Genomic DNA, 26,743 nt, shown 5'->3' with positions numbered 1-26,743 from the left:
GCTGAGGCCCTCTCGGACACGAAGCGCGACACGGCGAACCACGCGCCACTCGAATCCGCATGGCAGGTCGAGCCGCTGCGGCCGGGCAAGCCATGCCGCTTGCGGCGACGCGCTTGCGTTCACTCGCCTTTGGTAGGCGGTCAATCACAAACCCGAACGAGATTTGTCCAATGTCGATGAAGCATTTGTTTGCCCTGATCGTGTGTTCCGCCACGATCGCCGCGACCGCCGCAACGGCCGACGTCCAGGATTCGGCGAACACCGAGAGCCGAAGCCCGAGCACGCAAAGCGATGCCGAGGCGGCCGCTATTCAACGCGTCCTATCGGAATTCCGCACCACACGCGTCCCGCTCAGCCGGGCGATGGCGATCGCGGAACGTCTGCATGATGGCTCGAAGACGGCCGACATCAACTTCGAGATCGACGGCCCGCCCGTCTACCGCGTTCGCACGATCCGCAACGAGCGCGTGTGGGAGAACGCCATCGACGCAAATACCGGAAGCATCACGGGCAAGGAGATGACGTCGTCGCTGAAGGAACTCGATCGTGAAGACCTTGCCAACATCCTTGCCCTGAAATGGATCAAGCAGGAATTGTCGGATGCCGTGCAAATCGCCGAGAAGGCGGCGGCAGGCAGCGCGCTGGCCGGTGGACTGATCCGACAGGAAGGCAGACTCAACTTCGTGATCTTGGTCGCCACCGAGGGCCATTTGAAAGAAGTGACGCTCGAGCCGCCCAAAGTCACAAAGCAAGACTCGAGCCGCCATTAACACGAGCATCCAATCAACAATTCAAGAGCACCCGCCATGAACTTCCAGCCCCGATCAGAACTCGCATCCGCCCAACGGCAGCTTCCCTTCGATTGCATCGCGCTACTGTTACAAGGCGGCGGTGCGCTTGGCGCGTACCAGGCGGGCGTATACGACGCCCTGGCCGAAGCCAGCATTCATCCCGATTGGGTCGCCGGCATCTCGATTGGAGCCATCAATGCCGCAATCATCGCCGGCAATCCGCCCGAGTCCCGCGTCGACCGCTTGCGCGATTTCTGGACCCATATCACCTCGACGGCGCCTTGGGACTTGTCCGGAACTCCCTTCATCGAGTGGACGCGGAGCGACAGTACGCGCAACCTCATCAACCAGATGAGCGCCGGTATTGCGGCCACGTGTGGCGCAACCGGTTTTTTCTCCGCCCGTCCCGTCCTGCCCTGGTTGCAGCCCGGCGGAGCCAGCGATGCGACAAGCATCTATGACACGCGCGCGCTCAAGACCACGCTGGAGCGCCTGGTCGATTTCGATCGGCTCAACAGCGGACTGACGCGCTTCAGCGCCGGCGCGGTCAACGTCCGAACCGGCAATTTCGTCTACTTCGACAACACGACCCATACCATCCGGCCGGAGCACATCATGGCGAGCGGCGCACTGCCGCCGGGCTTTCCGGCGGTGGAGATCGAAGGCGAGCACTATTGGGACGGCGGTCTAGTCTCCAATACGCCGCTGCAATGGGTGATCGAATCGGATGCCTCGCAGGACATCCTGGCGTTTCAGGTCGACCTCTGGAGCGCGCGCGGTCAACTTCCTGCCAACATGGCCGAAGTGATCACACGGCATAAGGAAATCCAGTATTCCAGCCGCACTCGCGCCAGCACCGACCAGTTCAAGCGAGTGCAGCGCCTGCGGCGCGCGCTCACGGAGCTGCTCGGCCGGCTGCCAGACGATCTCAGCCAGCACGAGGACGTGAAGCTACTCAACACGGCGGTCTCCCGCAACGTCTACAACATCGTCCATCTCATCTATCGTGCGCGCAATCACGAGGGACACTCCAAGGACTACGAGTTCTCGCGGCTTTCGATGCAGGACCATTGGCGCGCGGGCTACCACGACGCTCTGCGCACGCTGCGCCATCCTGAGGTGCTCGCTCGACCTTCGAGTCCCGACGGGGTCTTCACCTTCGATCTCGAACATGACGGCCGCGAGTAGCCTCGACCTCATCCCTGGAGAGAACGCAAATGCGTGAGACTGATGTGAAACAACGGGCCTTCGCCATGCCGCTGACCAGCCCGGCCTATCCGCCCGGGCCGTATCGGTTCGTCGATCGCGAGTACCTGATCATCACCTATCGTACCGATCCGGCCAAGCTCCGGGCCGTGGTACCGGGGCCGCTCGAGATCGACGAGCGCGAAGCTCTCGTCAAATACGAGTTCATCCGCATGCCGGACTCCAACGGATTCGGCGACTATACGGAAAGCGGACAGGTCATCCCCGTCTCCTTCCGCGGACGCAAGGGCGGCTACACGCACTGCATGTTCCTCAACGACGAAGGTCCCATCGCGGGCGGGCGCGAGCTCTGGGGCTTTCCGAAGAAGCTTGCGCACCCGACCCTGCGGACCGAGATCGACACGCTGATCGGCACGCTGGATTACGGCCCGCTCCGGGTCGCCACGGGGACGATGGGATACAAGCACCGCGAAGCCGATCTGGCGAAGATCAAGGCTGCACTTAACGAACCGAACTTCCTGCTCAAGATCATCCCGCACGTCGACGGTGGCCCACGCATCTGCGAGCTCGTTCAGTACCATCTCGAGGACATCGTGCTGAAAGGTGCCTGGACCGGACCGGCGGCTTTGGCCCTCACACCACACGCATTGGCGCCAGTTGCCGAGCTGCCGGTTCTGGAAATCGTCTCAGCCACCCACATCCGCGCCGACCTTACACTCGGCCTCGGGACAGTGGTGCATGACTATCTGCAACAGCCGGCGCGCGGCTCGATTCGAGCCGGTGAGCGAGCGCTGGTCTTCTGACTTCAACTCCGCGTCGCGACCAGCGGCACAGCGCCGATTGTTCGCATGCCATAAGGGAAGTGTACGAGATGGGAATTCTGAACGGCAAGACCGCAGTCGTCACCGGCTCGACCAGCGGCATTGGCCTCGCCTGCGCGCAGGCTTTTGCCGGCGCCGGCGCCAACGTGGTGATCAACGGTATGGGCGAGCCCGCCGAGATCGAGAAGGAGCGGGCCGCCATCGAGGGCGAATTCGGCGTCAAGGCGATCTATTCGCCTGCGGACATGACCAAGCCGCACGAGATTGCCCGGCTCATCGCGCATACCGAAGACATCTTCGGCGCCGTAGACATCCTGGTCAACAATGCGGGTATCCAGCACGTTTCGCCGATCGAGGACTTCCCCGCCGAGAAGTGGGATGCGATCATCGCGATCAACCTGTCCGCCGCCTTCCATGCCATCCGCGCGGTCGTACCCGGCATGAAGAAGCGCGGCTGGGGCCGCATCATCACCACGGCTTCGGCGCATTCGCTCGTCGCCTCGCCGTTCAAGTCGGCCTATGTCGCGGCAAAGCACGGCATCGCTGGCCTGACCAAGACGGCAGCGTTGGAGTTCGCCCGTTCGAAGATCACGTGCAATTGCATCAGCCCCGGCTACGTCTGGACGCCCCTCGTGGAAAAGCAGATCCCAAACACGATGGCGGCCCGTCGCATGCGGAGGGATGAGGTCATCAACGATGTCCTGCTCGCCGCGCAGCCTACCAAGGAGTTCGTCACCGTCCAACAGGTCGCTTCGCTGGCGCTGTTCCTGTGCAGCGACGACGCCGCTCAGATCACGGGCGCCAACCTCTCGATGGATGGCGGCTGGACGGTTGCGTAGCCGTTTTCACCACGCATGTCTTCTCTCAAGGAGGCCGCTCGGTTCAGGACCAACCGCCCCCTCCAGCTCGATCTCGCGGAAGACAACAGCCTGGCCAACGCCCTGCGTGGACGCGAGGAAACCTTCAATGCGGATGTGCTGCCCGGCAATGCCGAGCTGATGGCTCCGAGCGACTTCTATGCAACGATTGCGTTCGGGCAATCGCGCGGTCTGAGGCAGACGACCGAGGGTCAAATGGAAAAAAAGGCAAATGTCCTCTCGATTAGCCAAAACGCAGCCACCGCGCCTATCGCGTACGCCGCGACGATATCGAACCGAATGGCAGCCTGCCGAATCAAGGCAGGTTTGAGACCAGTAGTAGCCGCAGTGCGCAACAAGCTGCCCGCCACAAGGACCACGGCTACGAATGCCAATTGTCCAAACTCGACGCCGAGGTTGAAGAACAGCAGAGCAATGGGAATGGCATGGTGAGGCAGTCCCACCTCGGCCAGTGCACCGGCAAAGCCAAAACCGTGTAAGAGCCCAAAGCTGAAGGCGACCAGCCATGGCAGACGCGCCGAAAGACTTGGTTCTCCACGCCGTGCATTCAGGATTTCGACGGCTACCAGCATGATGCTCAGAGCTATGGTGGCTTCCACGGGCGGCCCCGGCACCTTCACGAAACCCAGCGTCGCTGCGGCAAGCGTAATGCTGTGCGCAATGGTGAAGGCCGTAACGGTGATGGCGACGCGGCGCCAGTCGCGCACCAGGATCACCAGCGCCAGTACGAACAACAAGTGATCGAAGCCGAACAGAATGTGTTCGACGCCTAGCCGCAGATAAGTCGCCGCCACTTCTCCCGAACCGGGCACGGCTTGAACCACGAACGATGTCTTGGTCGGAGAGAGCCGTTCGGTCTGGATTGCGCCTTCAAGGCTTTCGACCCGAACCAGTACGTCCGTCGCTGTGGCCGACAGGCCCTTAATCGATACCGCCTGTCCGGCCAGTCCTCCATCCCGTCGGATGGTCCGGCGTTCGACATAAGCTCCGTCGCCGAACGACGCGCGGGGCAGCCCTGTGTCTTGCGTGCCCTCGGGCAGTTTGACATAGATCGCGAGCCGCAAGTCTTCCCCTCGCGCGGGAATCTTGAAGCGCAAATCATAGGTGCCGGGACTGGTCTGTCGCATCTCGAGATAGCCCGGCCGAAGCTCGTCGGCTAGCGCGGGGTGCGCCAGGAGTATCGCCACAACCGCAAGGATCAGGCGGAAGCCGTTCATCGGCTGGCGGCCTTTGTCGCCCTTGCCCCAGGCTGTTCAACCACGATTTCGTAGCGGCTCCGAAGCGAGGCATACAGCTTCTGTTCGATCTCCAGACGCCGCGCGTTCGTCCACTCGCGGTGGACGGCCGCCCGGACAGCATCGAGCGGCGGCAAGTTTCCTGGCATCCGCTCACTGATGAAGACGAAATGCTGCCCGAAGCTGGAGGAAATCGGGCCCTGCCAGCGGCCCTTTTCCATGGCCGATATCTGTTTGGCGAAGCTTTCCCCAAATATGCTCGTAAGCTTGGTCGGCGACACGTCTCGAAACTCTTCGCCGAGCAGGAATGCATCCCCGAGTGCCGTCGCGTCTGCGGCTTGGTCGGCTCGCGCCAGAATGCCCGCAAGCTGCTTGCTGTCGCTGTCGATGGTATCGGCGCGCCTCGTGGCGCTGAGGAAGACGTGATGGAAGGCTAGTTGATCCTCGGCTCTGAACCGCTCCGGATTGGACGCGAGATATGCCGCAAGCTCCGCCTCACTGGGTTCGGGTACGGACATCTCGCTCGCGAGAAATTCCATCTTATGCCGCACCCGGCGGCGAATGATGACGTCGTCGCGGTCCAGACCGGCAGCTCTGCCCTCGCGATAGAAGACCTCGTCTCGGATATAATCATCTATCAGGCCGCGCAATTCCTCCTCGTTGGGCGGCCGCCGCCAGGTTCGTACAAAGGCATCGCCCAGGTTGGTGACTTGCGACGCGGAAACCACGATCTTCTCAGGCGCCTCCGCCTCTCGCTTGCCGGCGAGCCCGTAGATCGCGAACAGCGCGGCGCCGAGCGCGAGAAACTGGAGTAAGGGCTCCCGCAGCAGCCGGACAATCAAGGCGTATACCAGATCGGGGAAGTATAGGCCCGTTCGGTGGTCGTCATTCTGACTTCAGCCGGCATGGTGACGCCAAAATATTTCGCATCATAAGCGGTCCAGCGCGGCGTCGGGATTTCGATGACGCGCACATAGTAAAAGGCGCGCAACGCCGGATCGAAATCCGGATCTTTCCAGACCGTGATCATCTCGCCGGCCCCGATCGTGTTGGTCCAGGTCGCGCTCGCGACGTCGACGGTGCTCCCGACAGACGTCTTGCTGCGACCGTCCGCGTCGATCGTGCGGCCGCCCGACACAGCGACGTCGTAGACCCGTTCCTGCGTCCGGCCGTCTTTTCCGAGCCAACCCTTGATGACCTGGATGCGATCCAGATTTGCGCCGATCGGATCCTTCAATGCGGCGACAAGAAACGAGGGCGATTTTCCGTTCGGCGCGCTAGTCAGGTCCCCGCCCATCGGCACACCCTTGGTATAGCCGACGCGGGCCGGCATGCGGTTATTGGCGTCGGCCGCCTCGAAATCCCATCCGCCGAAGAAGCGGACGACCATCCTCGGACCGGTGGTGGCATAGGTCTCGCGCCGCTTCATGGCGTCGAAGATTGCCTCGCGGGTATTGTCCGCCGCCCATACCGCGGCATAGCCGGCGGCCGTCGTTTCCCAGCCCATGATGACGGCCTTGTCGGTCTTGACGAAAGGATGGGTCGCTCGACCGGCGCTTGGTTCGGAAGAAGATGTCTTGCCGAAAAAATTATCCTCCTCAATCGCGGCTAGCCCCGTGTGCGTATCGGTGCTGCCGACCAGACCAAACTTGTAGGGATTTAGGCCAAGCTCGGCTTCCATCTTGAGGCCATTTTTGAGCGCAGAACGGACATACTCAAATTCGAGCATCTCGGGCTTTTTCACTTCGGTCAGATCGAGGTTGCCCTTGTCCCAACGTTCGTAGTTTGCAAACTCATCGTTGGGCGAAAGGAACGGATGGGTCTCGCCGTCGCCTTTCATTTGCGTCGCTTCGTAGAGCGGCTCCCAGCGAGTGCGGTTCTCCGCATATTCACGGTCGATCCGCTTGCCGTTGAACGACTCGATGATCGGAAACATCCGGCCGTTGCTGAGATTGCCGTTGTGCGCAAGGGCAAGAATTTCCGCACCGGTTTTGTCCTCGACCATCGCCATCCACTTCCAGAGATCGCGAGGATTCGGACTGCCGAGCGGCGGCAAGGTGGTGTAGGGCTCAACGAGGCTGGCCTTTGCTCCATTGTCTCGCCAAATAATATTGCGATGGAGATTGTTGCCCCCGGCGTTCGAGGTCCACTCATAGCCGATGAAAGCGGTGAAGCGGCCGGGTTCATTGGCTTCTTCCGCCGCCTTAATCGTTTCGCGCCAGGCGCTGCGATAAGCTGGCGTGCCCGGGGTTGGGAAGCCCTTGGGCATTTGCCCCTTGCCGAAGCTGGTGATGATATCAAGGGCTGCCTGCGCACCCTTTCCAGAATTGATCTCGTCGTACCACTTTCGACCCTGAGGCGTTGCCAGCAGGGCTGCATCGCCGCCAATCAGTTGCGGGAAGAAGCCCATGCCGTCCGAATGGTCAGCTACCACCATGAAATCCAGCGGCCGCGAAAGTTTGGCGCGTTGTCCGCTGGAAGAGATGACTTCCTCGCCCTTGGCAAAGCGATAGGCGTCCTTGGGGCCGAGCCGGGCACCGAACGCGCCCGCGTCCATCGAGTAAGACGTATGCGTGTGCGTGTCGCCGAAATAGGGCCGTGTCGGAAAATTGCGACCCGCGTAGGGGGAATAAGGTGGCTTGGCCGGAAAAGCCTTGTCGGCGGTCTCCTTGTCGAGCGTTCCTATGTCAGTGGATTGATCCTCCGCACCGACCGCGGTGACAAATACACACGCCCCGCACATCCCGGCAAATACGGTTGCGGAAAAAGATGACAAACGGCTCATCATGGGCGCCCCTACAATCGCGGCCAATTATGCCGTTAGATCATCAGAACCCGGCGCATGGCCGGGCCTGCGCCTTATGGTCCACTAATCCAAACGCAGCGTCTGTGTCACACGGACCTTCTCTTTGAATGCCCGCAATGCTGACCTGCAGTCCAAACGGAAGACGGCCTGTCAGCGTCGGCCGACTCGATTAACGGGACCACCGCGATTCATGGGTCGCCCAGGGGTCACCGCACGCGCAACCGGCCGAGCTACCAGCCTGACGCCAGGCCTTGCGATGCAGCCGGCCGGATAGCTGATGTATTGGCAGTAGACCACGGCACTGGCCGGCTCAATGCTCGCGACCGTGCAACAAGCGAAAGCCAGTGCTGACAGCGGAATGGAGAGCTTCATTGTTCATCCTCCTTTGGAACACCAAACGGTCCCGTTGAGCGGCCCGCGGCTGATCCAAGTTCAGGGACAGCCCGCTCAGAGGATTGGGCGATAAGATCACGGTCGAACTGCTACTGGCAATCGTTTTCGACATGCTGGAACAATGTGGCAGTGCACTCGCGGTCCGTGGCGGGGAATTCGCCTGCCACGCGGCCAAACTAGCCGGAGAATGAAGCCAAATATTGAGGCGATTTGGCTGTTGCCTAGAGGCACCTCCGGAGCCCCTTGCGGGGGAGTGTTAGGAAGAGGGGTGCCAGAACAGCTGCACCTCGCCTCACGCCGGCTTCAGCGAAGCCAGCGCGCTCTCGAGCAGTGCGCGCACCCGCGCGGCATCGCCCGACTTCACCACCGCGGGGTCGAGATAGAGCTCGAGCCCCGGCGCGCGCTCGGTGATGACGCCGCTGTTCTCGGCTGCTCCGTCTGCCAGCGCATCGACCGAATAGGGAATCACCTCGCGGCTGATGCCCTTCATCGTGATCGCCGGCAGAGCGTGGGCGCGAACGATGTCGCTGACGAGCGCGAAGGTCTCGTAGCTCAGCACGATGCCGCCGGGCTCGGCGATCGACTGCAGGCGCGCGGCGAGGTTCGCCTCCGCGCCGATGATGGTGTAGTCCATGCGGTCGGAGCTGCCGAAATTGCCGACATTGCAATAGCCGGAGTTGATGCCCATGCGCGAGCGGAACGGCTGCTCGATGCCGGACGCCCGCCATTTCGCATTGAGCTCGGCAAGGCGCTGCTGCATGCGCCAGGCCATCTGCAGACAGGCCTGCGCATCGGCGCGATCGCCCCTGGTCTCGGGATCGCCGAAGAAGATCAGCATGGCGTCGCCGATGAACTTGTCGATGGTGCCGCCATATTCGTGGGCGATCGCCGACATCTCGGTGAAATATTCGTTGAGGAGCTGGGTCAGCTGCTCCGGCTGGAGCCGTTCCGCGGTCGCGGTGAAATTCTGAATGTCGGAGAAGAAGATGGTGAGCTTCTTGCGCTCGGTGTGGATGGTGACGTCCTTCTGGCCCGAGAAGATGCTCTTGTAGACCTGCGGCGGGATGTAGCGCGAGATCTTCATCGACAGCGACGCCAGGAAGTCGTTGGCGGATTCGAGCTCCTTGTTCATGTTCTTGATGCGGCGCGCCTGGCGGCGCTGCAACGACAGGAACGCCAGCCCGCTCCCTGCGGCGATCACGAAATAGGCCAAGAGGAACTTGAACGAGAAGATGTTGGCGGCGATCGGCTGCGCGATGATCACCTCCTGGATGCCTCTGACGTCGCCGACCTTCCAGTCCTTCTTCGGGCTCTCGGGATGGCTGTTGTGGCAGCTGACGCAGGCCGGCCCCATCGTAACTGGGGCAACGAGACGGACCTTGTCGTTGAACAGCGAGGTCTCGGTGTCCACGATCTTCTGCTCTGGATCCTTGCGGAGCGCCTCCAGCGCATCCTTCTCGAACTTGTCGAGCTGATGCGGGGCGCGGTTCTGGAACGGGAAGTCCGAGACGAAGCGATAGGTGATGTTCTCCTGCTGCGCGCCGATCACCCGGCCGAGCTCCAGCGACAATGTCGCCGGGATCGGGATCGCACCGGGGACGGATTCGTAATTGTGCACCACCTTGGTGCTGCCGTTGGGGTTGGCGAGCACGCGCCCGACCACGTTGGAGGCGTAATAGCTGCGCACGCTTGATATCACCGAATTGAGATCGAGCGCCTGCCGGCGCAACGCCGTCTTGCTGAGCTCGGTCAGGTCCAGCCACACCGCCAGCGGCAAAGCGAGCAGGAGGAAGGCAATCACGGCCCCGGTGAGGATGCCGCTCTTGCGCTGCTCTTCGGAGATCTCTTGTTTCACGTTGGGGCTCCGTGGTGTGCCTTTTTGTCGCTACGGCCGGCATCGCGATGGAACATGCGGCGGCACAGAACCCAGAAAACGCAGGTCCGCGCAACCCCATTTTATGGTGGTCGGGCCAAGCGCCTTTTCGTTTGATCACGGATGCTTAAGATCACCGCCGACCTGCATCCGCCGCGCCGGGAGAGGCCCATGACCGAGACCATCCGCATCAAGCGCTTCCAGGCGCGTCCCGTGATCGTGCCGATGAACCTGCCGCTCCAGACCGCGACCGGGGCGGTGGCCAAGGCGCCGCTGGTGCTGATCGACTGCGAGACCGATCAGGGCGCAGTGGGCCATTCCTATCTGTTCTCGCTCACGCCTTCGGCCTTGAAGCCGCTGGCGGCGATGGTCACGGAAATGTCGGACCTGCTCACCGGCGACGAGCTGCTGCCGTTCGAGATCGAACGCAAGCTGAGCCAGCGCTTCACGCTGCTGGGCCTCGCCGGCCTGCAACGCCTGGCGCAATCCGGCATCGACATGGCGGCCTGGGATGCACTGGCGCGCACGCGCGGCCTGCCGCTGGCACGGCTGCTCGGCGGCGCGCCGAAGCCGGTCAAGGCCTATAATTCGAAGGGGCTCGGCATCATGCCGGCGGGCGCCGCCGTCGACGAGGCGCACAAGCTTCTGGCCGAAGGCTTCCAGGCCGCCAAGATCCGCGTCGGCCGGCCCGATGCGCGCGAGGATCTCGCGGTCGTGCGCGCGGTGCGCAAGGCCGTCGGCGACGAGGTCACGTTGATGTGCGACTACAATCAGGCGCTGACGGTGACCGAGGCCATTCGCCGCGGGGAGATGCTCGACGACGAGGGCCTCACCTGGATCGAGGAGCCGATCCGCCACGATGACTATGCCGGCTGCGCCCGCATTGCCGATGCGCTGCATACGCCGATCCAGATCGGCGAGAATTTTGACAGCGCCTTTTCGATGCAGGCGGCGCTGTCGGCGGAAGCGTGCGACTACGTGATGCCTGACGTCCAGCGCATCGGCGGCGTGACCGGCTGGCTCCGCGCCGCTGCGCTCGCCCATGCCGCCGGCATCGAGATGTCCTCGCATCTGTTCTCGGAAGTCAGCGCGCACCTGCTCTGCGTGACACCGACCGCGCACTGGCTGGAATATGTCGACTGGGCCGACGCGGTGCTTTCGACGCGACTGCAAATCAAGGACGGCTTTGCGTTGCCGAGCGAGCAGCCCGGCAACGGGATCACATGGGACGAGGCGGCGGTGAAGAAGTATCGAGCGGAATGATCGCGGGCACAGCTTCGTTATCGGGACGTTGACGACGTCGGTTGACAAGCACGAGCCTCTCAAGCAGAATTTTGGCGGGTAGATACCGCCTGCCGCTTGCGCCCTTCGGGGTATGGTGAAGTGTATCGGACCGCCGCCCGCTTCCTTTGCTCACGCGAACGGGTCAGTAACGCAAGCCCTGACATTCTCCGTTCATATTGCAAAGGAACAGAGTATGCGCGATTTCCGCGACGCCAAAGCCATGGCGCAGACGCTCCGCGAAACCCTCAACGCCCGGTCAATCTCCCTTACGGTCAGTGAGAGTCTCGAGCTCGTCGCAAGACTATTCGGGTTGGCCGATTGGAATGTCCTGGCCGCTCGAATCCGCTCCGCGGAGCAAGCCGGTGCGGGCCGGAGCAACGAGGAAAGCACGAAGTCCGATGCTGCGGATCAACTCCGCTCACAGGCCAAAGAAATTCAGTTGCCGCAGGCGATGCTGGATCGTTATGGCGGAACCTACCAATTCCATGGCGCCGTCTTCACCGTGACGCGTGAACAGGACCACCTCTCCGGACGGCTCAGCGGCCAAAGCTCAGTCCCCTATTACCCGGTCGGCGAAACGGAATTCGTCGGACGGGAGATCGATGTCACGCTACGGTTTATCCTCGGACCGGATGGGGTGCCGACCGGCGTGATCCTGCGCCAGCACGGCAACGATCACGCGATGCAACGCATCGACGCGACCGCGGCGCAAGAGCTCGAGCGCGCGATCGAGAGGCGCATGAGCGCCCGCTCCGCCAATCCCGGGACCGAGGCCGCGTTGCGCCGTCTCATCGAAAGCATCGCATCGGGCCAGCCCAATTATGGCGAGATGAGCGCGGATCTGGCCGAGGCGACCCGCAAGCAATTGCCGCGCCTGCAGCCCGGTCTTGCGGAAATGGGCCCGATCAAGTCGATCGAATTCCTAGGCGTTGGCGCGCAAGGACAGGACGTTTACTCGGTCTGGCACCAGGGTGGCGCAGCCTCGCACTGGCACATCGCGCTTGGGACCGATGGCAAGATCGTCTCGGCGTTCGTCACGCCGGGACCATAGGCGCAGTCAGGCTACCACGCTTCCGCGCCCGGAATTTTCTTCCGCACCGCCATCCGCTGGATCCAGATGCAGCGACGGACGGACTTGCCGGATCGGCCGACGGCGGATATCCCCTCGCCGGCCTGAAGCAGCGGCGCCACGTTTTCGCGCAAGCTCCGGCAGCGCTGGAGTTCGGCTTGCCAGTCGACGGCGGCGTCGGCGCGCGACGCAATCAGCGCCAGCATCGCCATCGCGAGACCGATCGTCGTCCGCATCGCTCGCATTCCCTTCATCGCGATCCGCCCGCATCGCGCTTGTAACGGAAGTCGCAATGAGGCGCGCCCTGCATGATGGTCTGCGTCCGGGTGAGCTTGATGTCGGGACCGAACCCTTCCGCAGTCGCAAAGTCGGCCGTGCAGACCAGCAGGAAGCCGAGTTCCGGTTCGCCGAGAGCCTTGTAGAACTCGGCATAGGCGCACCGCGTCACGTCGAAGGCGAATGCGTCATGCGTCTGCTCGATGACGTCGTAGGCAAGCGCGTCGTCGCGGGCGTAGGTCCTGAAGGCCGAGGACACGGCCCTGCCAAGGTCGCTCTTGTTCTTCGCCTTCCAGAATTCCTCGCCGAAGCCGCGATAGAGGTCGCCAAGCGCCTTGCGCACCAGCGTGTTGGCGCGGGCTTCGCCGAGTTCGGCCTGGAGCGCCTTGACCAGCGGCACCAACACCTGTGCCTGGATTTTTGCTTGCTCGATGACGGATATGCTCATGGGCGGCCCCGTTCTTGAAGCGAGCGTAGCCCGAATGGAGCGACTTGTCCGCCGGAGCTCGAAGAGCGTAGGCGGAAGCGCGATCCGGGACGGCGGCATGGGGACAGACTGCGGATGACGCGGAGCTCGATTCGGCTGGGCGCCGTTCCGGAGAAACCGAGCAAGACGCCTCAGTCCGTCTACGCTCTGCGAGCTACGCCGGACAGGCTGAGAGGAGTGGATCGCGGCTTGCCCAGCCGAAGCTCGCGGCGCCAGCCCGCCTTCGCCTTTGGGCTTCGGCGCGGCATCCTTCTCTCGCTTCGCGAGCGAAGGATGGTGGGCACGACAGGGATCGAACCTGTGACCCCTACCATGTCAAGGTAGTGCTCTCCCGCTGAGCTACGTGCCCTAAAAGTCCATTTGGGTCGGGTGGGGTCCCTATAACGGCTCAGGGGACCCGGCGCAAGGACGGAACGGGGCCGATTTAGGCCGCCAGCATCTTGTTCACTTCGCTGACCAATTCGCGCAGGTGCACGGGCTTGGACAGCACTTTGGCATTCTTGGGGGCGTCCGAATCCGAGTTCAGGGCGACCGCGGCAAAGCCGGTGATGAACATGATCTTGATGTCAGGGTCGAGTTCCGAGGCCCGGCGGGCGAGCTCGATGCCGTCCATCTCCGGCATCACGATGTCGGTGAGCAGCATCTCGAACGGCTCTTCCCGCAGGCGCTGATAGGCGGCCATGCCGTTGTCGTGGGACGAGACCTGAAAACCGGCGTTTTCCAGCGCCTTGACCAGGAAACGGCGCATGTCGTTGTCGTCTTCGGCGAGCAGGATCTTTGGCATGGCAGGAATCGTTGCATCCCCAGAGGATATCAGCAGAGGTCACTAAGCCCGACAGAGGGTAAATTTGGGGTGAAAATCTTTACCTTAGGCCGGCTGCGCTGCCGCACCGTTGTGAACCGGAAAGCGGCTTGAATCAATCGAGCCGCGCGGGCGCATCCCCGCTTCCCTGCCCGCACGGTTAAGACGTGTTCCAACGGACCGAGACATCTTTTCGCTTGGCAGAATGGTTGCGATTCCGGACAATGACGACACATAAGAGCCGCATCCATCGGCCGAATCAATGCGGTCTGGCCCCCTGCCAGATCCCGGCGCGAAGGGACGAAGCCTGAGAAGATGACCCGGTTTGACGGCGAGACGTCGCCAGCCTTCGAGATCGTCGAGCCCGCACAATGGCGCGCGCCGGTCATCTTCAACTCGCCCCATTCCGGCTCGACCTATCCTGACGAATTCCTGGCGGCGTCAAGGATCGACCTGCTGACGCTGCGGCGGTCCGAAGATTCCTTCATGGACGAGCTGATCGGCCACTTGAGCGAGCGCGGCTTTCCGACCGTGAGGGTCAACTTTCCCCGCTCCTATGTCGACGTCAATCGCGAGCCCTATGAGCTCGACCCGCGCATGTTCACCGGCCGCCTGCCGAGCTTCGCAAACACCCGCTCGATGCGGGTCGCCGGCGGCCTCGGTACCATTCCGCGCGTGGTCGGCGACGGCCAGGAGATCTACCGTGACCGCATCCTGGTCGACGACGCGCTGGGGCGGATCGAGACGCTGTACAAGCCTTACCATCGCGCGCTGCGCCGGCTGATCAACAAGGTGCACCAGATGTTCGGCACCGTGGTGCTGGTCGACTGCCACTCGATGCCGTCGGTCGGCGTGTCCCGCGACGAGCCGCGCCGGCCCGATGTCGTGATCGGCGACCGCTACGGCACGAGCTGCACGCCGCTTCTGCCCGACCGGGTCGAGGAGACCATGACCGGACTCGGCTATTCGATCGGCCGCAACAAGCCCTATGCCGGCGGCTTCATCACCGAGCATTACGGCAATCCGGCGAGCGGCCTGCATGCGGTGCAGCTCGAGCTCAACCGCGCAATCTATATGGACGAGCGGCGGCGCGAGCGCGGTCCACGCTTTGCGCAAGTGGCGACCGATTTCGGCGTTCTCGCCGACGTGCTGGCGACCACGATTCCGTTCGGCGATCTCGGCCCATTCCAGGCGGCGGCGGAATAGGCGCCGGCTTCTTTCTCGAATGATATTCTGAGCGCGAGCGCGTTTTCGCTTCGCAAGCTTGCGCGCCCTAAAACGAAAACGCGGCGGCAAGAAAAAAGGGCCGCTCGCGAATGACGCAAGCGGCCCAAGTCTAGGGAGGAAACGCCCAAGGAGGGCAGCGGTAACGCCAAGCGCTACCGCACCGCAACAATATGCGACCGCGCCGCACAAAGTGCAAGGGCTTTTGCTCCATTTCCCATGCAAAATGCACATGGCTCAGTTGCTTCCATGGAAGCCCAGATTCAGTTTCTTTGATAAGGAAATTCAATGGGTTGATAGATGTTTGCATACGAACAAGGCAACCTCGGAACTAAGTTTTCAACGCAATGATCGATATTTGGCCAGGAGATGACTGAGAGGCGGCAGTCCGTTTCGGCATCCAAAATACCAGGGTGCAAATCAAGACAGCGCTGCCCGCGGGAGGCGAATTGAGCTAGGCAGGAGGCGAGCTTCATCCAACTTTCGCTTTTGAGGATTTGGCCTGTGACGGTGATCGACTTCTCCGCCTTCATCGGACGGCTCGCCACCGCCTCCGGCGAAACCATCCTGCCGTTCTTCCGCACCTCGCTGTCGATCGACGACAAGAGCAAGACCAAGGACTTCGACCCGGTCACCGAAGCCGATCGCGCCGCAGAGGCGGTGATGCGCCGGCTGATCAAGGCCAACTTCCCCCAGCACGGCATCGTCGGCGAGGAATTCGGCAACGAGCGCGAGGACGCCGACTATGTCTGGGTGCTCGACCCCATCGACGGCACCAAATCCTTCATCGGCGGCTTTCCGATCTGGGGGACGCTGATCGCGCTGCTGCACAAGGGCACGCCGGTGTTCGGCATGATGCACCAACCCTTCATCGGCGAGCGCTTCTCCGGCGACAACGGCTCGGCCAATTACAAGGGCCCCTCCGGCGAGCGCCGGCTCCAGGTCCGCCGCTGCGCCTCGCTCGCGGAAGCCACGACCTACACCACGAGCCCCCTGCTGATGAACGAACGCGATCGCGCCATTTTCGGCCGCATCGAAAAGGGCGCACGGCTGTCGCGCTATGGCGGCGATTGCTACTCCTATTGCATGCTGGCCGCAGGCCACGTCGACCTCGTGGTCGAGACCGAGCTGAAGCCGTACGATATCGCGGCGCTGATCCCGATCGTGACCGGCGCCGGCGGCGTCGTCACCACCTGGGAAGGCAAGCCGGCCCAGGGCGGCGGCCGTATCATCGCGGCCGGCGACGCCAGGGTTCACGAAGAAGCGCTGAAGCTTCTCAACCAGTGACAGACGCGAGCGGGAGGCTTGCATGACGATCTCACGCAGGCTTCTCCTTGGTTTATTCCTGTTGCTGCCGTCAGCGGCGCGGCGCAGAATTTACCCGCAAGACCGATCAAGCTGATCGTGCCGTTCCCGGCCGGCGGTCCCAACGACATCATCGCGCGCGTGATCGGCCAGCGCATGTCGGAGCTCTCGGGCCAGCCGGTCGTGATCGACAATCGCGGCGGCCAGGGCGAAGGTGATCAAGACGCCGGCGTGGAGACGGCGAAGTAACTCTTTAACCTTCCCTTGAGGGCAAGAACCGACCTCTCACAACGCAACAGGTGCGTTCCCTCCCCCCCTTGCGGGGGAGGGTTAGGGAGAGGGGTCCACACGGGGACACCATCGAGAACGAAAAACTTCTTCGCATCAGTGACACCTTTTGCTGGGTACCCCTCTCCCCGCAAGGGGGGAGGGAGCGCAGTTGTGTGCATGGCGGCAGCGTAGATTCACAACAAGACGCGCGGCGAGGACACAGGCTCAGATCAGCGTGCACGACTTCCTCACGCCGCTTCTGCCCTTAAATGCTCCACCAGCATCTTCGCCGGGCGGGGCAGCGCCTTGAAACTGCGCGCGCAAATGGCGAGGCGGCGGTTGGCCCAGGCGTCGCGGAGCCGGACCACGGCGAGCGGCATCAGCTTGGCGCAGCGGCGGGCGGCGGATTCCGGCACCAGGGCAACGCCGACCTCGGCGGCAACCATCTGGCAGATCGCGTCGAAATCACGCAGGCGCGCGCGGAAATGCGGGCGCATGCCGAGCCGGGCCGCATGCTTCGAAATGTGCATCTGCAGCGCGGTGGCGCTGGTCAGGCCGACGAAGTCGCAGGCTCCCGCCTCATGGAAGTCGATCTGGCGCCGGCCGGCGAACGGGCCGCGGCGCGCGGTCACCAGCGTCAGGCGATCTTCGCTGAACACGAAGCGCTCGATATGGTCGGGCAGCGCGTGCTCGGCAGCGAAGCCGAGATCGGCCGCGCCCGCGGTGATCGCCGCCGCAATGTCGGTGCTCTCGCGCTCCTCGATGTCGACGGCGACATCGCGATGCTCGCGCAGGAAGCCGGCCAGCGCCTTGGGCAGATGCTCGGACAGGCCCGACGTGTTGGCGAGGAAGTGCACGCTGGCACGCACGCCGGAGGTAAAGCCGGCGAGATCGCCGCGCATGGCGTCGATCTGGTGGATGACGAGCCGCGCATGATCGAGCAGGCTCTCGCCGGCCGCGGTCAATTCGACGCCCCGCCGTCCGCGCTTGAGCAGCGCGACGCCGAGCGCGTCCTCGAGCCCCTTGATGCGCGCGCTGGCCGAGGCCAGGGCCAGATGCGACCGTTCTGCGCCGCGGGTGATGCTGCGCTGGTCGGCGACCGCGATGAAGAGCTGGAGGTCGATGAGGTCGAAGCGCATGGCAGGTCTCCCAGCCTTCGCTTCCTACGAAGGCCTACTCCGTAACCTCCAGATTGTGCGCCGGCGCGGCTTCGGTCAATGTGCCGGCATGATCGACCCGCTGCTCATCCTCATCGCCGCCGTCTTCCTGATCGCCGGATTCGTCAAGGGCGTGGTCGGTCTTGGCCTGCCGACGGTGTCCATGGGCCTGCTTGCGGTAAGCATGGCGCCGAGCCGCGCCATCGCCATCGTGATCGTGCCCGCCATCGTCACCAACATCTGGCAGACCTTCGTCGGCCCGTATTTGCGGGATATCCTGCGGCGGCTGTGGCCGCTGATGATCGGCACCGTGATCGGCTGCTGGCTCAATGCCGGCGCGCTGACCGGCCCGCATGCGCGCTACGGCACGATCGTGCTCGGCGTCCTGCTCGTCGTCTACGCGGTGATCGGCCTGAACAAATTCAAGTTCCACGTCGCGCCCAGGAACGAGAAATGGGTCGGCGGCGTGGTCGGCGTCGTCACCGGCGTGATCTCGGCCTCGACCGGCGTCCAGGTGATTCCCTCGATGCCGTTCATGCAGGCGATCGGCATGGAAAAGGACGAGCTGGTGCAGGCGCTTGGCGTGTTCTTCACGACGGCGACGCTGGCGCTCGCCTTCAACCTCACCGCCGTTGGGTTGTTGACGCCGACCAATGCCGTGCCGGGCGCCGTGGGCCTCGCCATGGCCTTTGCCGGCATGTTCATCGGCCAGTCGGTGCGGGCGCGGATGCCGGCCGAGGCGTTCCGTCGCTGGTTCCTGATCGCGATGATCCTGCTCGGTTTTTATCTTGCCGGCAGCGCGCTGCTGAAGGAGCTCGCCTGAACCTACGACTTCGGCTCGTAACCCGGCACCCATTTTTCGTGCTGGGGCAGATCGTCCCTAATCGTCCACCATGGCGCGCACGAGGAGGTGAAGACGTGCAGGCGCGGCCTGACTTGCGGATCGTCGTCGAGCAGGCCGGCGGGAACGCTGATTGTCGGAAGATAGCTCGCCTTGCCCGGCGTCGGGCAACCGCAGGTCTTGCAACGATGGCGGAAACTGCCCGGCGAGGATTCGTAAGCCACGGTCGCGTCCTCACCCGCGACGAAGCGAAACTTGTCGGCATCGACATGGGCGTAGGTCGCGAAGGCGGCGCCGGCCAGCTTGCGGCAATTGGCGCAATGGCAGTGCGTCAGCGCACGCACCTTGTCGATCTCGAAACGCACGGCGCCGCACAGGCAGCTTCCACGAATCATCGAAACCTCCCGAGCACGGCCTCGATCGGGGCCGCATCTCATCCGTTCGAACGAGTTACCGGCTCTCCAGCATGGCGACGCGGATGCCGAGATAGACGAAGAGGCCGCCGAGCGCGCGGTTGACCCAGGCGATCGCGCCCTCGGACTCGCGCAGCCGGTGGGCGGCCTTCGCCGCGAACGCCGCCAGCACCAGGCACCACAGCGTTCCCGTAAAGATGAAGATCAGGCCGAGCGTCAGAAAGGCGAGCGGCTTGTGCGGCGCATCGGCTGCGACGAATTGCGGCAGGAAGGCCAGGAAGAACAGCGCGACCTTGGGATTGAGCGCGTTGGTGAAAACGCCCTGGAGGAAAACCCGCCGCAGCGTGCTGCGCACCGGCTCGTCGATCGCCGCTGCCAGCACCGGGCGCGACCACAGCATCTGAAGCCCGGTCAGGACGAGATAGGCCGCACCGACCAGCTTCAGGATCGAGAAAGCGGTCGACGAGGCCATCAGCAGGGCCGACAGGCCGATCGCCGCGGCCGCAACATGGACAAAACAGCCGCAACTGATGCCGAATGCGGCGGCGGCTCCGCCCCGCCAGCCCATCTGCATGCTGCGGCCGATGACGTAGACGGAATCGGGCCCGGGCGTGACGTTGAGCAGCACTCCCGACAGGATGAACAGCCAGATTTCGTGAATGCCCAGCAATGGTGGTTCCCCTGCCGCCGTCCGGGCGGTCGCCACCACTTAGTTGGTTCGTCCCTCTCCGTCCACCGCCGGAATTGCGTGGGATTTACCTCGAATTTGCAATGCGGATCCCACTATCGCTCGGCTGCATCTGCTCTATAAAGGCAGGGTTCTTGAAATGCGGGATTCGAGGCGACTGCCACGCCGTGGCCGGTCTGTCCTCCCTTGGAGCTGCGAGAATATGGAAAGACGTCTGGCTGCCATTGTCTGCGCCGATGTCGCCGGCTATTCGCGCATGATGGGCAGCGACGAGGCCGGTACCCATGCTGCCTTCAAGGCCCATCGTGCCGCGATCCACCCCATCATCCTCAATCACGGCGGCCGCGTCGTGAAGAACACCGGCGACGGCTTCCTGCTGGAATTCCCCTCCATCGTCGGCGCCACGGAGGCCGCGATCGCGATGCAGACCCTGATGGCGGAGCGCAACCACCATCTGCCGGCCGACCGCGCCATGCAGTTCCGCCTCGGTATCCACATGGGCGACGTCATCGCCGACGAGGACGAGGTGTTCGGTGACGATGTCAACATTGCCGTCCGCCTGGAATCGGTGGCGAGCCCCGGCGGCTTCGCGATCTCGGCCAAGGCCTTCCGCGAGGCGAGCAAGCATCTCACCGTGCCGCTGGTCGATGCCGGCAACCACCGCTTCAAGAACATCAAGGACCCGATCGGGGTCTTTACCTGGACGCCCGAGGGCGCCCCGGCGCTCGCCCCCGAGTTCCGGGAGGCATCCGCCCTCTCGCAGCAGTATCGCACGGCGATCGTCGGCGTGCTGCCCTTCGCCAATCTCAGCGACGCCCAGGACGAATATTTCTCGGACGGCCTCACCGAGGATCTGATCCACGCATTGTCGCTGCAATCCTTTTATCGCGTGCTGAGCCGCAACTCGACCTTCGCTTTCAAGGGCAAGAACACCAGCACGCGCCTGATCGCGCGCGAGATCGACGCCACCTATCTGATCCAGGGCTCGGTGCGGCGCGCCGGCGCCAAGATCCGCGTCACCGCCGAGCTGATCGCGCCGGAGACCGGCGAGCAGCTCTGGACCGGCCGCTACGACCGCGACATCGGCGATCTGTTCGCGATGCAGGACGAGATCACCACCAACCTGTCCGCCGCCATCGCCACCGAGATCGTCAGGGCCGAGGCCTCGGCGCCGGCGCGCCTCTCCCCCGACGTGACCGCCTGGGACCGTTTTCTCAAGGGATTGTCGCACTACTACCGGCTGACCAAGGAAGACTCGGCCGCCGCCGTCGACCTGTTCCGCGAGGCCATCCGCCTCGATCCCAAACTGTCGATCGCGCACGCCTATCTCGCCACGATCCAGATCCAGAGCATCCAGTTCGGCTGGGTCAAGGGCACGCGGGAGATGTGGGCGGAGGCGATGGATCTCGCCGAAACCAGCGTCCGGCTCGATCCGCGCTCCTCCTTCGCGTTCTCGATCCTGTCCTGGGTCCATGCCATGGAGGGCCATTACGAGGCGGCGATGGACGCCGCCAGGCGCGCGGTCGCGCTGAACCCCTACGATAACGGCGCGCGCGGCGTGCTCGGCATCTGCCATTTCGTCATCGGCGAGCACCGCGAGGCGATCGAGCTGTTCTCGATGGCCGCGCAGCGCGACAACAGCGACCCGCGCTACCAATGGGCGGCACTGAACGCCTTCAGCCACTATCTGTTGCGCCAATATGACGCGACCCTGTCATGGGCGCGCGAGCAGCTCTACATCAACCCCAACCACATGCAGGCGCTGGCGATTCGTGCCGCCGCGTTGGCGCAACTGGGACGAAACGACGAGGCGAGCGAAGCCGCCCGCGTGCTGATGAGCAACTACCCGACGCTCAACGTCGACCGTCACCTGCGCAATTTCCATTGGAAGAAACCCGAACATCTCGCCCATTATCGCGAGGGCCTGCTGAAGGCCGGCGTGCCGCTCGGCAAGCTGACCCTGGTTCAGAGCGACGTCAAACGCGCCGCCGAGTCCTGACGGGCGCGCCGGGGACACTCATTCTGATCCTTGGCGACCTCGCGCCTGCTCTTATTGACACGACAGTGAAATCGGCCACACTTCGTCACACGCTGAAGTAGTATATTGTGCTGTCGGTTTGTTAGGACTTTCCGCGCTTGATCGGCGCGCCATTTCGCGATTCGCTGTTTTCAGGATTTGGGCCATGCATCACCCCGCCTCGAAGCCTCCCTTCGATCCGTCGATCCCGGTCTCGCCGAACAATCCATGCCCGTTCCTGCGCGGCCTCGTCGGTGAAGGTTTCGTCGAGGGCGGCACCGTCCCGCTGAACACGCTGTCGCAGACCATCGCAAATGCGACCGGCGAGACCGGGCTGAAGAAAGTCTCGGCCCGCATCCAGGTCCGCGGCGTTGCGCTCATCGCCAACGGCTTCAAGCACATCCTGAAGAGCATCTGGTCGGGCGCGCAGCTCGACGCGCTGCGTGGCGGTCCGCTCGACAAGCACGGCGCCGGCTCGCGCATCCTTGGCGTCGACGGCAAGGTCAACGAGGACGAGATCGCGCGGCTCGCGAGCTTCGGCCGGGCCTACACCGACCCGAACACCGGCGGCAGCGAGCCCGGCCTCAACGCTGCGGAAATCAAGACCTTCATGCGCGACAACCTCAAGCGGGCCGGCAGCGCCGCACGCTGGTACTACCCGCTGCTGATGAAATTCGAATGGCCCATCCTTTTGAAGATCATCGGCAAGGGCAAGACGGACGAGGAGCGCTATCTCAGCGTGGCCGACGTTCGCACGCTGTTCAACGAGCGCCGATTCCCCGACCGCATCAATCAGCGGATATTGTCGCAGCCGCTGCTGTCGGCCTGCCAGTTGCGCTTTCGCTGGGCCGTCGCGCTGACGGCGTTCGTCATCGGCCTTGGGCTCGTCGCGCTGGTGGCCATCGCCGAATTCCCCAACCAGGTCCGCGCCATGCTGCCGCAAAAGGGCATCCTCGTGAACCTTCTGCCGCCGCCTTTGCCTGCAGTCCCGGAAACGAAGGCCGCCTTCTGGCTCGAGCAAAACTGGTCGCTGAAGGACCGGCACTGGTTCCATCATGCCAGCCAGGGCACCGCGACCTTTCCGGTACCCTATGAGTGGTTCATGGCGCTGGAGCAGCCGCGCCTGCATCTGTTCTCGAAGCCGGGCATGATGAAGGACAGCAGCTATCTCGAAGGCTTCGGCTTCATCCCGAGTCCGCAGTCGATCCAGACCGACACGACGACATTGCGCCGCTTCGGCTACGCCAATGTCTACGAGACGACGCAGTTGCCGGACTGGTCGACCAGGTGGACGCCGGCCGAGAACGTCGACGGCCTGCCGGTCGGCTTCGCGCGGATGACCGGCGTCGTCGATCCCGCGACCGGCCGTCGCGAGGAGGACAAGATCGGACTGACCTGCGCGGCCTGCCACACCGGCCAGATCCACTACCAGGGCGTGGACGTCCGCTTCGACGGCGGCCCGGCCATGACCGACCTGAAGAAGCTGGAGCTCTCCACCGGCCTGTCGATCGCCTATACGCTGTACGTCCCGTTCCGCTTCCAGCGCTTTGCCGATCGCGTGCTCGGCCCCGATGCCAGCAAGACCGACCGCGCCGCGCTCAAGCAGAAGCTCAGCGCAATCGGCACGTTTCTGATCGACTGGGCGAAAACCCAGCAAAGTACGATTGAAGGCAAGAAGACCTGGGACGGCAGGCAGCAGAAGGACACCGAGGAAGGGTTTGGCCGCCTCGACGCCCTCAACCGCATCGGCAACCAGGTCTTCTCGCAGGACCTGGCGCTGAGCGGGGTCAAGGGATTCGAGAAGAACCTGCACGCCCAGGACGCGCCGGTCAGCTACCCCGCGATCTGGACCGTGCCCTGGTTCAAGTTCGCCCAATACGACGCCTCGATCGAGCAGCCGCTGATCCGCAACGCCGGCGAAGCGCTCGGCGTAACCGCGCTGCTCAACCTGTCCGACGCTTATCCGGAGGAGAGGATTTGGCGCTCCTCGGTGAACATCAGGACGCTCGGCTGGATCGAGGACATGCTGAGAGGCCCCGATCCGTTCAAGGCGCCCGATCCTTCCACCGGTCCGAAGTTCGGCGGCCTGCTCGCGCCGAAATGGCCCTCGCAGATCCTCGGCGACGCATGGCGGCTGAAGCCCGATCGCGTCGAACGCGGCCGCGCCATCTATGCCGAGATGTGCTCCGGATGCCACCTGCCGGCCGTCGACACCCCCGCCTTCTGGTCATCCAAGCACTGGGAGCCGAGCGGCGACAGCAAGGTGCTGAACGCCGTCACGATTCCGCTCAAGGAGATCAACACGGATCCCGAGCAGTCGCTCGTGCTCGGCAACAGAATCGTCGATGTGCCGGCCTTCCTGAAGGTGAACACGGCCGACCTCCAGACATGGTGGCAATGCGAGGTCCCGACCGCGAGCAAGTCGCCCAACGAGATGGTCTATGCCCTCGGCCTGATGACGGTGGTCGATCTCGTCGCCCGCAAATGGATGGACGAGGAGAACATCCCGGAGGCAGAGCGGGGAAAGATGTGGAATCTGGCCCGCAAGAATTGCCTCAATCCGGCGCCCGATCCGCGCTATCGCGCGCGGCCGCTGAACGGGATCTGGGCCACCGCGCCTTACCTGCACAATGGCTCGGTGCCTTCGCTGTATTGGCTGTTGAAGCCGGCGAGCGAGCGCCCGCAAAAATTCTGCATGGGCCGCCGCGACTATGATCCCGAGACCGTCGGTTTTGCTGTCACCGCAAATGAGACGTGCAAGACGGGTGAAACCGAGTTCTCTACGACGGGATCCGACGGCAAGCCGGTCCAGGGCAACAGCGTGCTCGGCCATTCCTTCGAGCGCAAGGACGGCGAGCCGAAACGCCCCGGCGTGATCGGCCGCGAATTCAAGGACGACGCCGAGCGCTACGATCTGATCGAGTATCTGAAGACGCTGTGAGCTTACGCGTCATTGCGAGCGCAGCGAAGCAATCCAGATTGTCGCCCCGGAAGCAGTCTAGATTGCTTCGTCGCAAGGGCTCCTCGCAATGACGGAGAACGAGGACACCCCCCGTCGTCATTCCCCCTTCACTTGAACAGCGGCGTGCCCGGCACGAAGGCGTCGAAGGCGGCCCAGAACTGGGAGCGGTAGCGATCCTGCTCCTGCAGGATCTCGTGCTTGGCGCCGGCGATCACGAGATGGGATCCGGCACGCAGATGATAGGCGAACTCCTCGATCGCCGCGGTCGAGACCACGGTGTCGTTGGAGGCCGCCAGCATCAGGATCGGCTGGCGAATCTGGGAGGGATAGTTCACGCGCTTGAACGTGTGCATCGCGCGGAAGGCGGTATCGGCCCAGGCGACGGTCGGCGACGCCAGTCCGAGCGTCGGGTCCTCCTCCAGGATCGCGGCATTGCGTGCATAGCGCACGGGATCGCTGGTCACGGGATTGTTGATGAAGGGATCGAGCCCGGTGAGACGGTCGCTGCCGCCGGGGACATAGCGGCCGCCCTGCCCGAGCAGGCGCATCGTCTTCAGCAACGCCCGCACCGGAAACGAGGTGGTGCGGCCGGGCAGGTCGATCATCGGTGCCGACAGCACCATGCGGTCGAACCAGCGCTTGCCAGCATGCGCCACCCGCAGCATCACCGTGCCGCCCATGGAATGGGCCAAGGCGAAGAACGGCGGCGGGCAATCCGGCAGCACCACCTGCTGCACGAAGGCCTCGACGTCGATCTCGAAATCGGCGAAATCGCGCACATAGCCCTTGCGCGGGTCGCGCTGGCGGCGCGAGGAGTGCCCCTGCCCGCGCCAATCGATCATCGCCACCGCAAAGCCGCGGTCGCGCAGGTCGCGCACGGTCTCGAAATATTTCTCGATCTGCTCGCTGCGCCCGGTGAAGACGCAGACCGTGCCCTTGCGGTTCGCCGGCGGGGCCCAGCGTGCAAAGCGCAGCTCGACGCCATCGGGGGTCTTGATGGTGCCGCTGACGACGTTTTCGGGGACGGGGTTGGACGGGATCGAGACCAGCGTCATGATTGGAGGTGCTTGGGCGCGAAGTGCTGCAAATCAAGGGGCCAAAGCGCCGAAAAGGCGCAAATGCCGCCCTCTTGAACGCCGTCTCGTTCCACCCATATCACCTTCGTGCAGGCCGCTACCAGTGTTTCGGAACCGGAACATCAGGCTGCACACAGATGAAAGCCCGGCCCGATTGGCGGGCGGGTACCCAACAGTCGCTCAATGGAGGACTTGACCATGCGTAGCTACGATCTCACCCCGTTCTATCGTTCCACCGTCGGCTTCGACCGCCTCTTCAGCCTGCTCGACCAGGCCGGTTCGGACGGCAGCAGCCCCGGCTATCCCCCTTACAACATCGAGCGCACCGGCGAGAACGCCTACCGCATCACCGTTGCGGTTTCGGGTTTCGCCAAGGACGAGCTCTCCATCGTCGCGAAGGAAAACACGCTGACGATCAAGGGCGAAAAGGTCGCCAACGAGAACAGTAAGAACGAAGTGCTGTACCGCGGCATCGCCGCGCGTGCCTTCGAGCGCGCTTTCCAGCTCGCCGACTTCGTGCAGGTGAAGGACGCCTCGCTCGAGAACGGGCTGCTTCACGTCGACCTCGTCCGTGAGATTCCCGAGGCGAAGAAACCGCGCCAGATCGCGATCAACACCGGCGCTCCGAAGGCGCAGGTGATCGAGAACTCGGCCGCGCAAGCCGCCGCGTAAATCGCGCGCCACTTCCAAGTTACGAAAACGCCCCGGTGCCCCGGGGCGTTTTTTTTGCGTGTTCCGTCCACGGCTCGGGTTTTCGGTCGAAATGAAAATACGGGTTCGAGTCGTCATTCTAGGATGACATGGTGCTGCATAGGCCGGGCTGCGTGTCGCGGCCGGTACATCGATCGCGCAATCACGACGCGCCCGAT

The 26,743-nt window shown here is 63.5% G+C and carries 23 protein-coding genes, 1 tRNA gene and 1 pseudogene; 13 read left to right on the top strand and 12 right to left on the bottom strand.

What is annotated here, in order from left to right; all coding sequences use genetic code 11:
• Positions 1-170 precede the first annotated feature (170 nt).
• The 4 genes from D6B98_RS24625 (at position 171) to D6B98_RS24610 (ending at position 3,657) form a co-directional block, all read left to right on the top strand.
• Positions 171-770 (top strand): PepSY domain-containing protein, encoded by a 600-nt coding sequence (locus tag D6B98_RS24625; RefSeq protein ID WP_126259476.1) that lies wholly within the window; start codon positions 171-173, stop codon positions 768-770.
• 36 nt (positions 771-806) lie between these two features.
• Positions 807-1,979, top strand: a complete 1,173-nt coding sequence (locus tag D6B98_RS24620; protein WP_126259475.1) for a DUF3734 domain-containing protein — start codon at positions 807-809, stop codon at positions 1,977-1,979.
• A gap of 29 nt (positions 1,980-2,008) precedes the next feature.
• Positions 2,009-2,800, top strand: a complete 792-nt coding sequence (locus D6B98_RS24615) for an acetoacetate decarboxylase (RefSeq protein WP_126259474.1) — start codon at positions 2,009-2,011, stop codon at positions 2,798-2,800.
• A 68-nt stretch (positions 2,801-2,868) separates the two neighbouring features.
• Entirely contained in the window at positions 2,869-3,657 is a 789-nt protein-coding gene (locus D6B98_RS24610; protein ID WP_164718830.1) for a 3-hydroxybutyrate dehydrogenase, read from the top strand.
• A 230-nt stretch (positions 3,658-3,887) separates the two neighbouring features.
• Here the strand turns inward: D6B98_RS24610 and D6B98_RS24605 are convergent, their stop codons facing one another.
• The 4 genes from D6B98_RS24605 to D6B98_RS24585 form a co-directional block, all read right to left on the bottom strand.
• Positions 3,888-4,913, bottom strand: a complete 1,026-nt coding sequence (locus tag D6B98_RS24605) for a HupE/UreJ family protein (RefSeq protein WP_126259472.1) — start codon at positions 4,911-4,913, stop codon at positions 3,888-3,890.
• Positions 4,910-5,773: a peptidylprolyl isomerase gene (locus tag D6B98_RS24600; protein ID WP_126259471.1), complete on the bottom strand. Its 864-nt coding sequence runs from the start codon at positions 5,771-5,773 to the stop codon at positions 4,910-4,912. Before D6B98_RS24600 ends, D6B98_RS24605 begins: the two co-directional genes overlap by 4 nt.
• Positions 5,770-7,674, bottom strand: coding sequence for a DUF3604 domain-containing protein (locus D6B98_RS24595; protein ID WP_126259560.1), 1,905 nt, complete (start codon positions 7,672-7,674; stop codon positions 5,770-5,772). Before D6B98_RS24595 ends, D6B98_RS24600 begins: the two co-directional genes overlap by 4 nt.
• A 748-nt stretch (positions 7,675-8,422) precedes the next feature.
• On the bottom strand, positions 8,423-9,985 hold the full coding sequence (locus D6B98_RS24585) for an adenylate/guanylate cyclase domain-containing protein (protein WP_126259469.1): 1,563 nt from the start codon (positions 9,983-9,985) through the stop codon (positions 8,423-8,425).
• 189 nt (positions 9,986-10,174) lie between these two features.
• Here D6B98_RS24585 and D6B98_RS24580 point away from each other — a divergent pair, with 189 nt between their 5' ends.
• Positions 10,175-11,266 carry an enolase C-terminal domain-like protein gene (locus D6B98_RS24580; RefSeq protein WP_126259468.1) on the top strand — a complete coding sequence of 364 codons (1,092 nt, stop codon included), beginning with the start codon at positions 10,175-10,177 and terminating at the stop codon, positions 11,264-11,266.
• 214 nt (positions 11,267-11,480) lie between these two features.
• Positions 11,481-12,338: a glyoxalase superfamily protein gene (locus tag D6B98_RS24575; protein WP_126259467.1), complete on the top strand. Its 858-nt coding sequence runs from the start codon at positions 11,481-11,483 to the stop codon at positions 12,336-12,338.
• Positions 12,339-12,349: 11 nt separating this feature from the next.
• Here D6B98_RS24575 and D6B98_RS24570 read toward each other — a convergent pair whose 3' ends face one another.
• The 4 genes from D6B98_RS24570 to cpdR all read right to left on the bottom strand — a co-directional run bounded on the left by D6B98_RS24570 (position 12,350) and on the right by cpdR (position 13,903).
• Positions 12,350-12,592, bottom strand: a complete 243-nt coding sequence (locus D6B98_RS24570; protein ID WP_235885146.1) for a hypothetical protein — start codon at positions 12,590-12,592, stop codon at positions 12,350-12,352.
• Between the two features lie 14 nt (positions 12,593-12,606).
• On the bottom strand, positions 12,607-13,080 hold the full coding sequence (locus tag D6B98_RS24565) for an L-2-amino-thiazoline-4-carboxylic acid hydrolase (protein ID WP_126259465.1): 474 nt from the start codon (positions 13,078-13,080) through the stop codon (positions 12,607-12,609).
• 313 nt (positions 13,081-13,393) lie between these two features.
• Positions 13,394-13,468, bottom strand: a tRNA-Val gene (locus tag D6B98_RS24560).
• Between the two features lie 75 nt (positions 13,469-13,543).
• Positions 13,544-13,903 carry a cell cycle two-component system response regulator CpdR gene (gene cpdR / locus D6B98_RS24555; RefSeq protein ID WP_007597092.1) on the bottom strand — a complete coding sequence of 120 codons (360 nt, stop codon included), beginning with the start codon at positions 13,901-13,903 and terminating at the stop codon, positions 13,544-13,546.
• Between the two features lie 333 nt (positions 13,904-14,236).
• Here cpdR and D6B98_RS24545 point away from each other — a divergent pair, with 333 nt between their 5' ends.
• The 3 genes and pseudogenes from D6B98_RS24545 to D6B98_RS24535 form a co-directional block, all read left to right on the top strand.
• Positions 14,237-15,127: an N-formylglutamate amidohydrolase gene (locus tag D6B98_RS24545; protein ID WP_126259464.1), complete on the top strand. Its 891-nt coding sequence runs from the start codon at positions 14,237-14,239 to the stop codon at positions 15,125-15,127.
• 522 nt (positions 15,128-15,649) lie between these two features.
• Positions 15,650-16,432, top strand: coding sequence for a histidinol-phosphatase (gene hisN / locus D6B98_RS24540; RefSeq protein ID WP_126259463.1), 783 nt, complete (start codon positions 15,650-15,652; stop codon positions 16,430-16,432).
• A gap of 22 nt (positions 16,433-16,454) precedes the next feature.
• Positions 16,455-16,660, top strand: a pseudogene (locus D6B98_RS24535) (tripartite tricarboxylate transporter substrate binding protein); the annotation flags it as partial.
• Positions 16,661-16,968: 308 nt separating this feature from the next.
• Here D6B98_RS24535 and D6B98_RS24530 read toward each other — a convergent pair.
• Positions 16,969-17,859, bottom strand: a complete 891-nt coding sequence (locus tag D6B98_RS24530; protein ID WP_126259462.1) for a LysR substrate-binding domain-containing protein — start codon at positions 17,857-17,859, stop codon at positions 16,969-16,971.
• Positions 17,860-17,947: 88 nt separating this feature from the next.
• On the opposite strand from D6B98_RS24530, the gene D6B98_RS24525 reads away from it, so the two are divergent.
• Positions 17,948-18,700 carry a sulfite exporter TauE/SafE family protein gene (locus D6B98_RS24525; protein WP_126259559.1) on the top strand — a complete coding sequence of 251 codons (753 nt, stop codon included), beginning with the start codon at positions 17,948-17,950 and terminating at the stop codon, positions 18,698-18,700.
• A 2-nt stretch (positions 18,701-18,702) separates the two neighbouring features.
• Here the strand turns inward: D6B98_RS24525 and D6B98_RS24520 are convergent, their stop codons facing one another.
• Both D6B98_RS24520 and D6B98_RS24515 read right to left on the bottom strand, forming a co-directional pair.
• A complete protein-coding gene (locus D6B98_RS24520) occupies positions 18,703-19,113 on the bottom strand; it encodes a GFA family protein (RefSeq protein ID WP_126259461.1) in 411 nt (136 codons plus the stop codon).
• A gap of 55 nt (positions 19,114-19,168) precedes the next feature.
• Positions 19,169-19,801: a LysE family translocator gene (locus tag D6B98_RS24515; protein ID WP_126259460.1), complete on the bottom strand. Its 633-nt coding sequence runs from the start codon at positions 19,799-19,801 to the stop codon at positions 19,169-19,171.
• A gap of 220 nt (positions 19,802-20,021) precedes the next feature.
• Here D6B98_RS24515 and D6B98_RS24510 point away from each other — a divergent pair, with 220 nt between their 5' ends.
• Together D6B98_RS24510 and D6B98_RS24505 are read left to right on the top strand one after the other, a co-directional pair.
• Positions 20,022-21,818, top strand: coding sequence for an adenylate/guanylate cyclase domain-containing protein (locus D6B98_RS24510; protein ID WP_164718829.1), 1,797 nt, complete (start codon positions 20,022-20,024; stop codon positions 21,816-21,818).
• A 184-nt stretch (positions 21,819-22,002) separates the two neighbouring features.
• A complete protein-coding gene (locus tag D6B98_RS24505; RefSeq protein ID WP_126259458.1) occupies positions 22,003-24,777 on the top strand; it encodes a di-heme-cytochrome C peroxidase in 2,775 nt (924 codons plus the stop codon).
• A gap of 128 nt (positions 24,778-24,905) precedes the next feature.
• On the opposite strand, the gene D6B98_RS24500 is transcribed toward D6B98_RS24505, so the two are convergent.
• Positions 24,906-25,853, bottom strand: a complete 948-nt coding sequence (locus D6B98_RS24500) for an alpha/beta hydrolase (protein ID WP_126259457.1) — start codon at positions 25,851-25,853, stop codon at positions 24,906-24,908.
• Between the two features lie 219 nt (positions 25,854-26,072).
• Between D6B98_RS24500 and D6B98_RS24495 the strand changes: the two genes are divergently transcribed.
• Entirely contained in the window at positions 26,073-26,546 is a 474-nt protein-coding gene (locus D6B98_RS24495; RefSeq protein ID WP_028134231.1) for an Hsp20 family protein, read from the top strand.
• Positions 26,547-26,743 lie beyond the last annotated feature (197 nt).

This window comes from Bradyrhizobium sp. LVM 105, from assembly GCF_003957705.1.
Classification (GTDB): domain Bacteria; phylum Pseudomonadota; class Alphaproteobacteria; order Rhizobiales; family Xanthobacteraceae; genus Bradyrhizobium; species Bradyrhizobium frederickii.
Note: the sequence above shows the minus strand (reverse complement) of the source record. Positions and strands in the feature narration are given on the sequence as shown.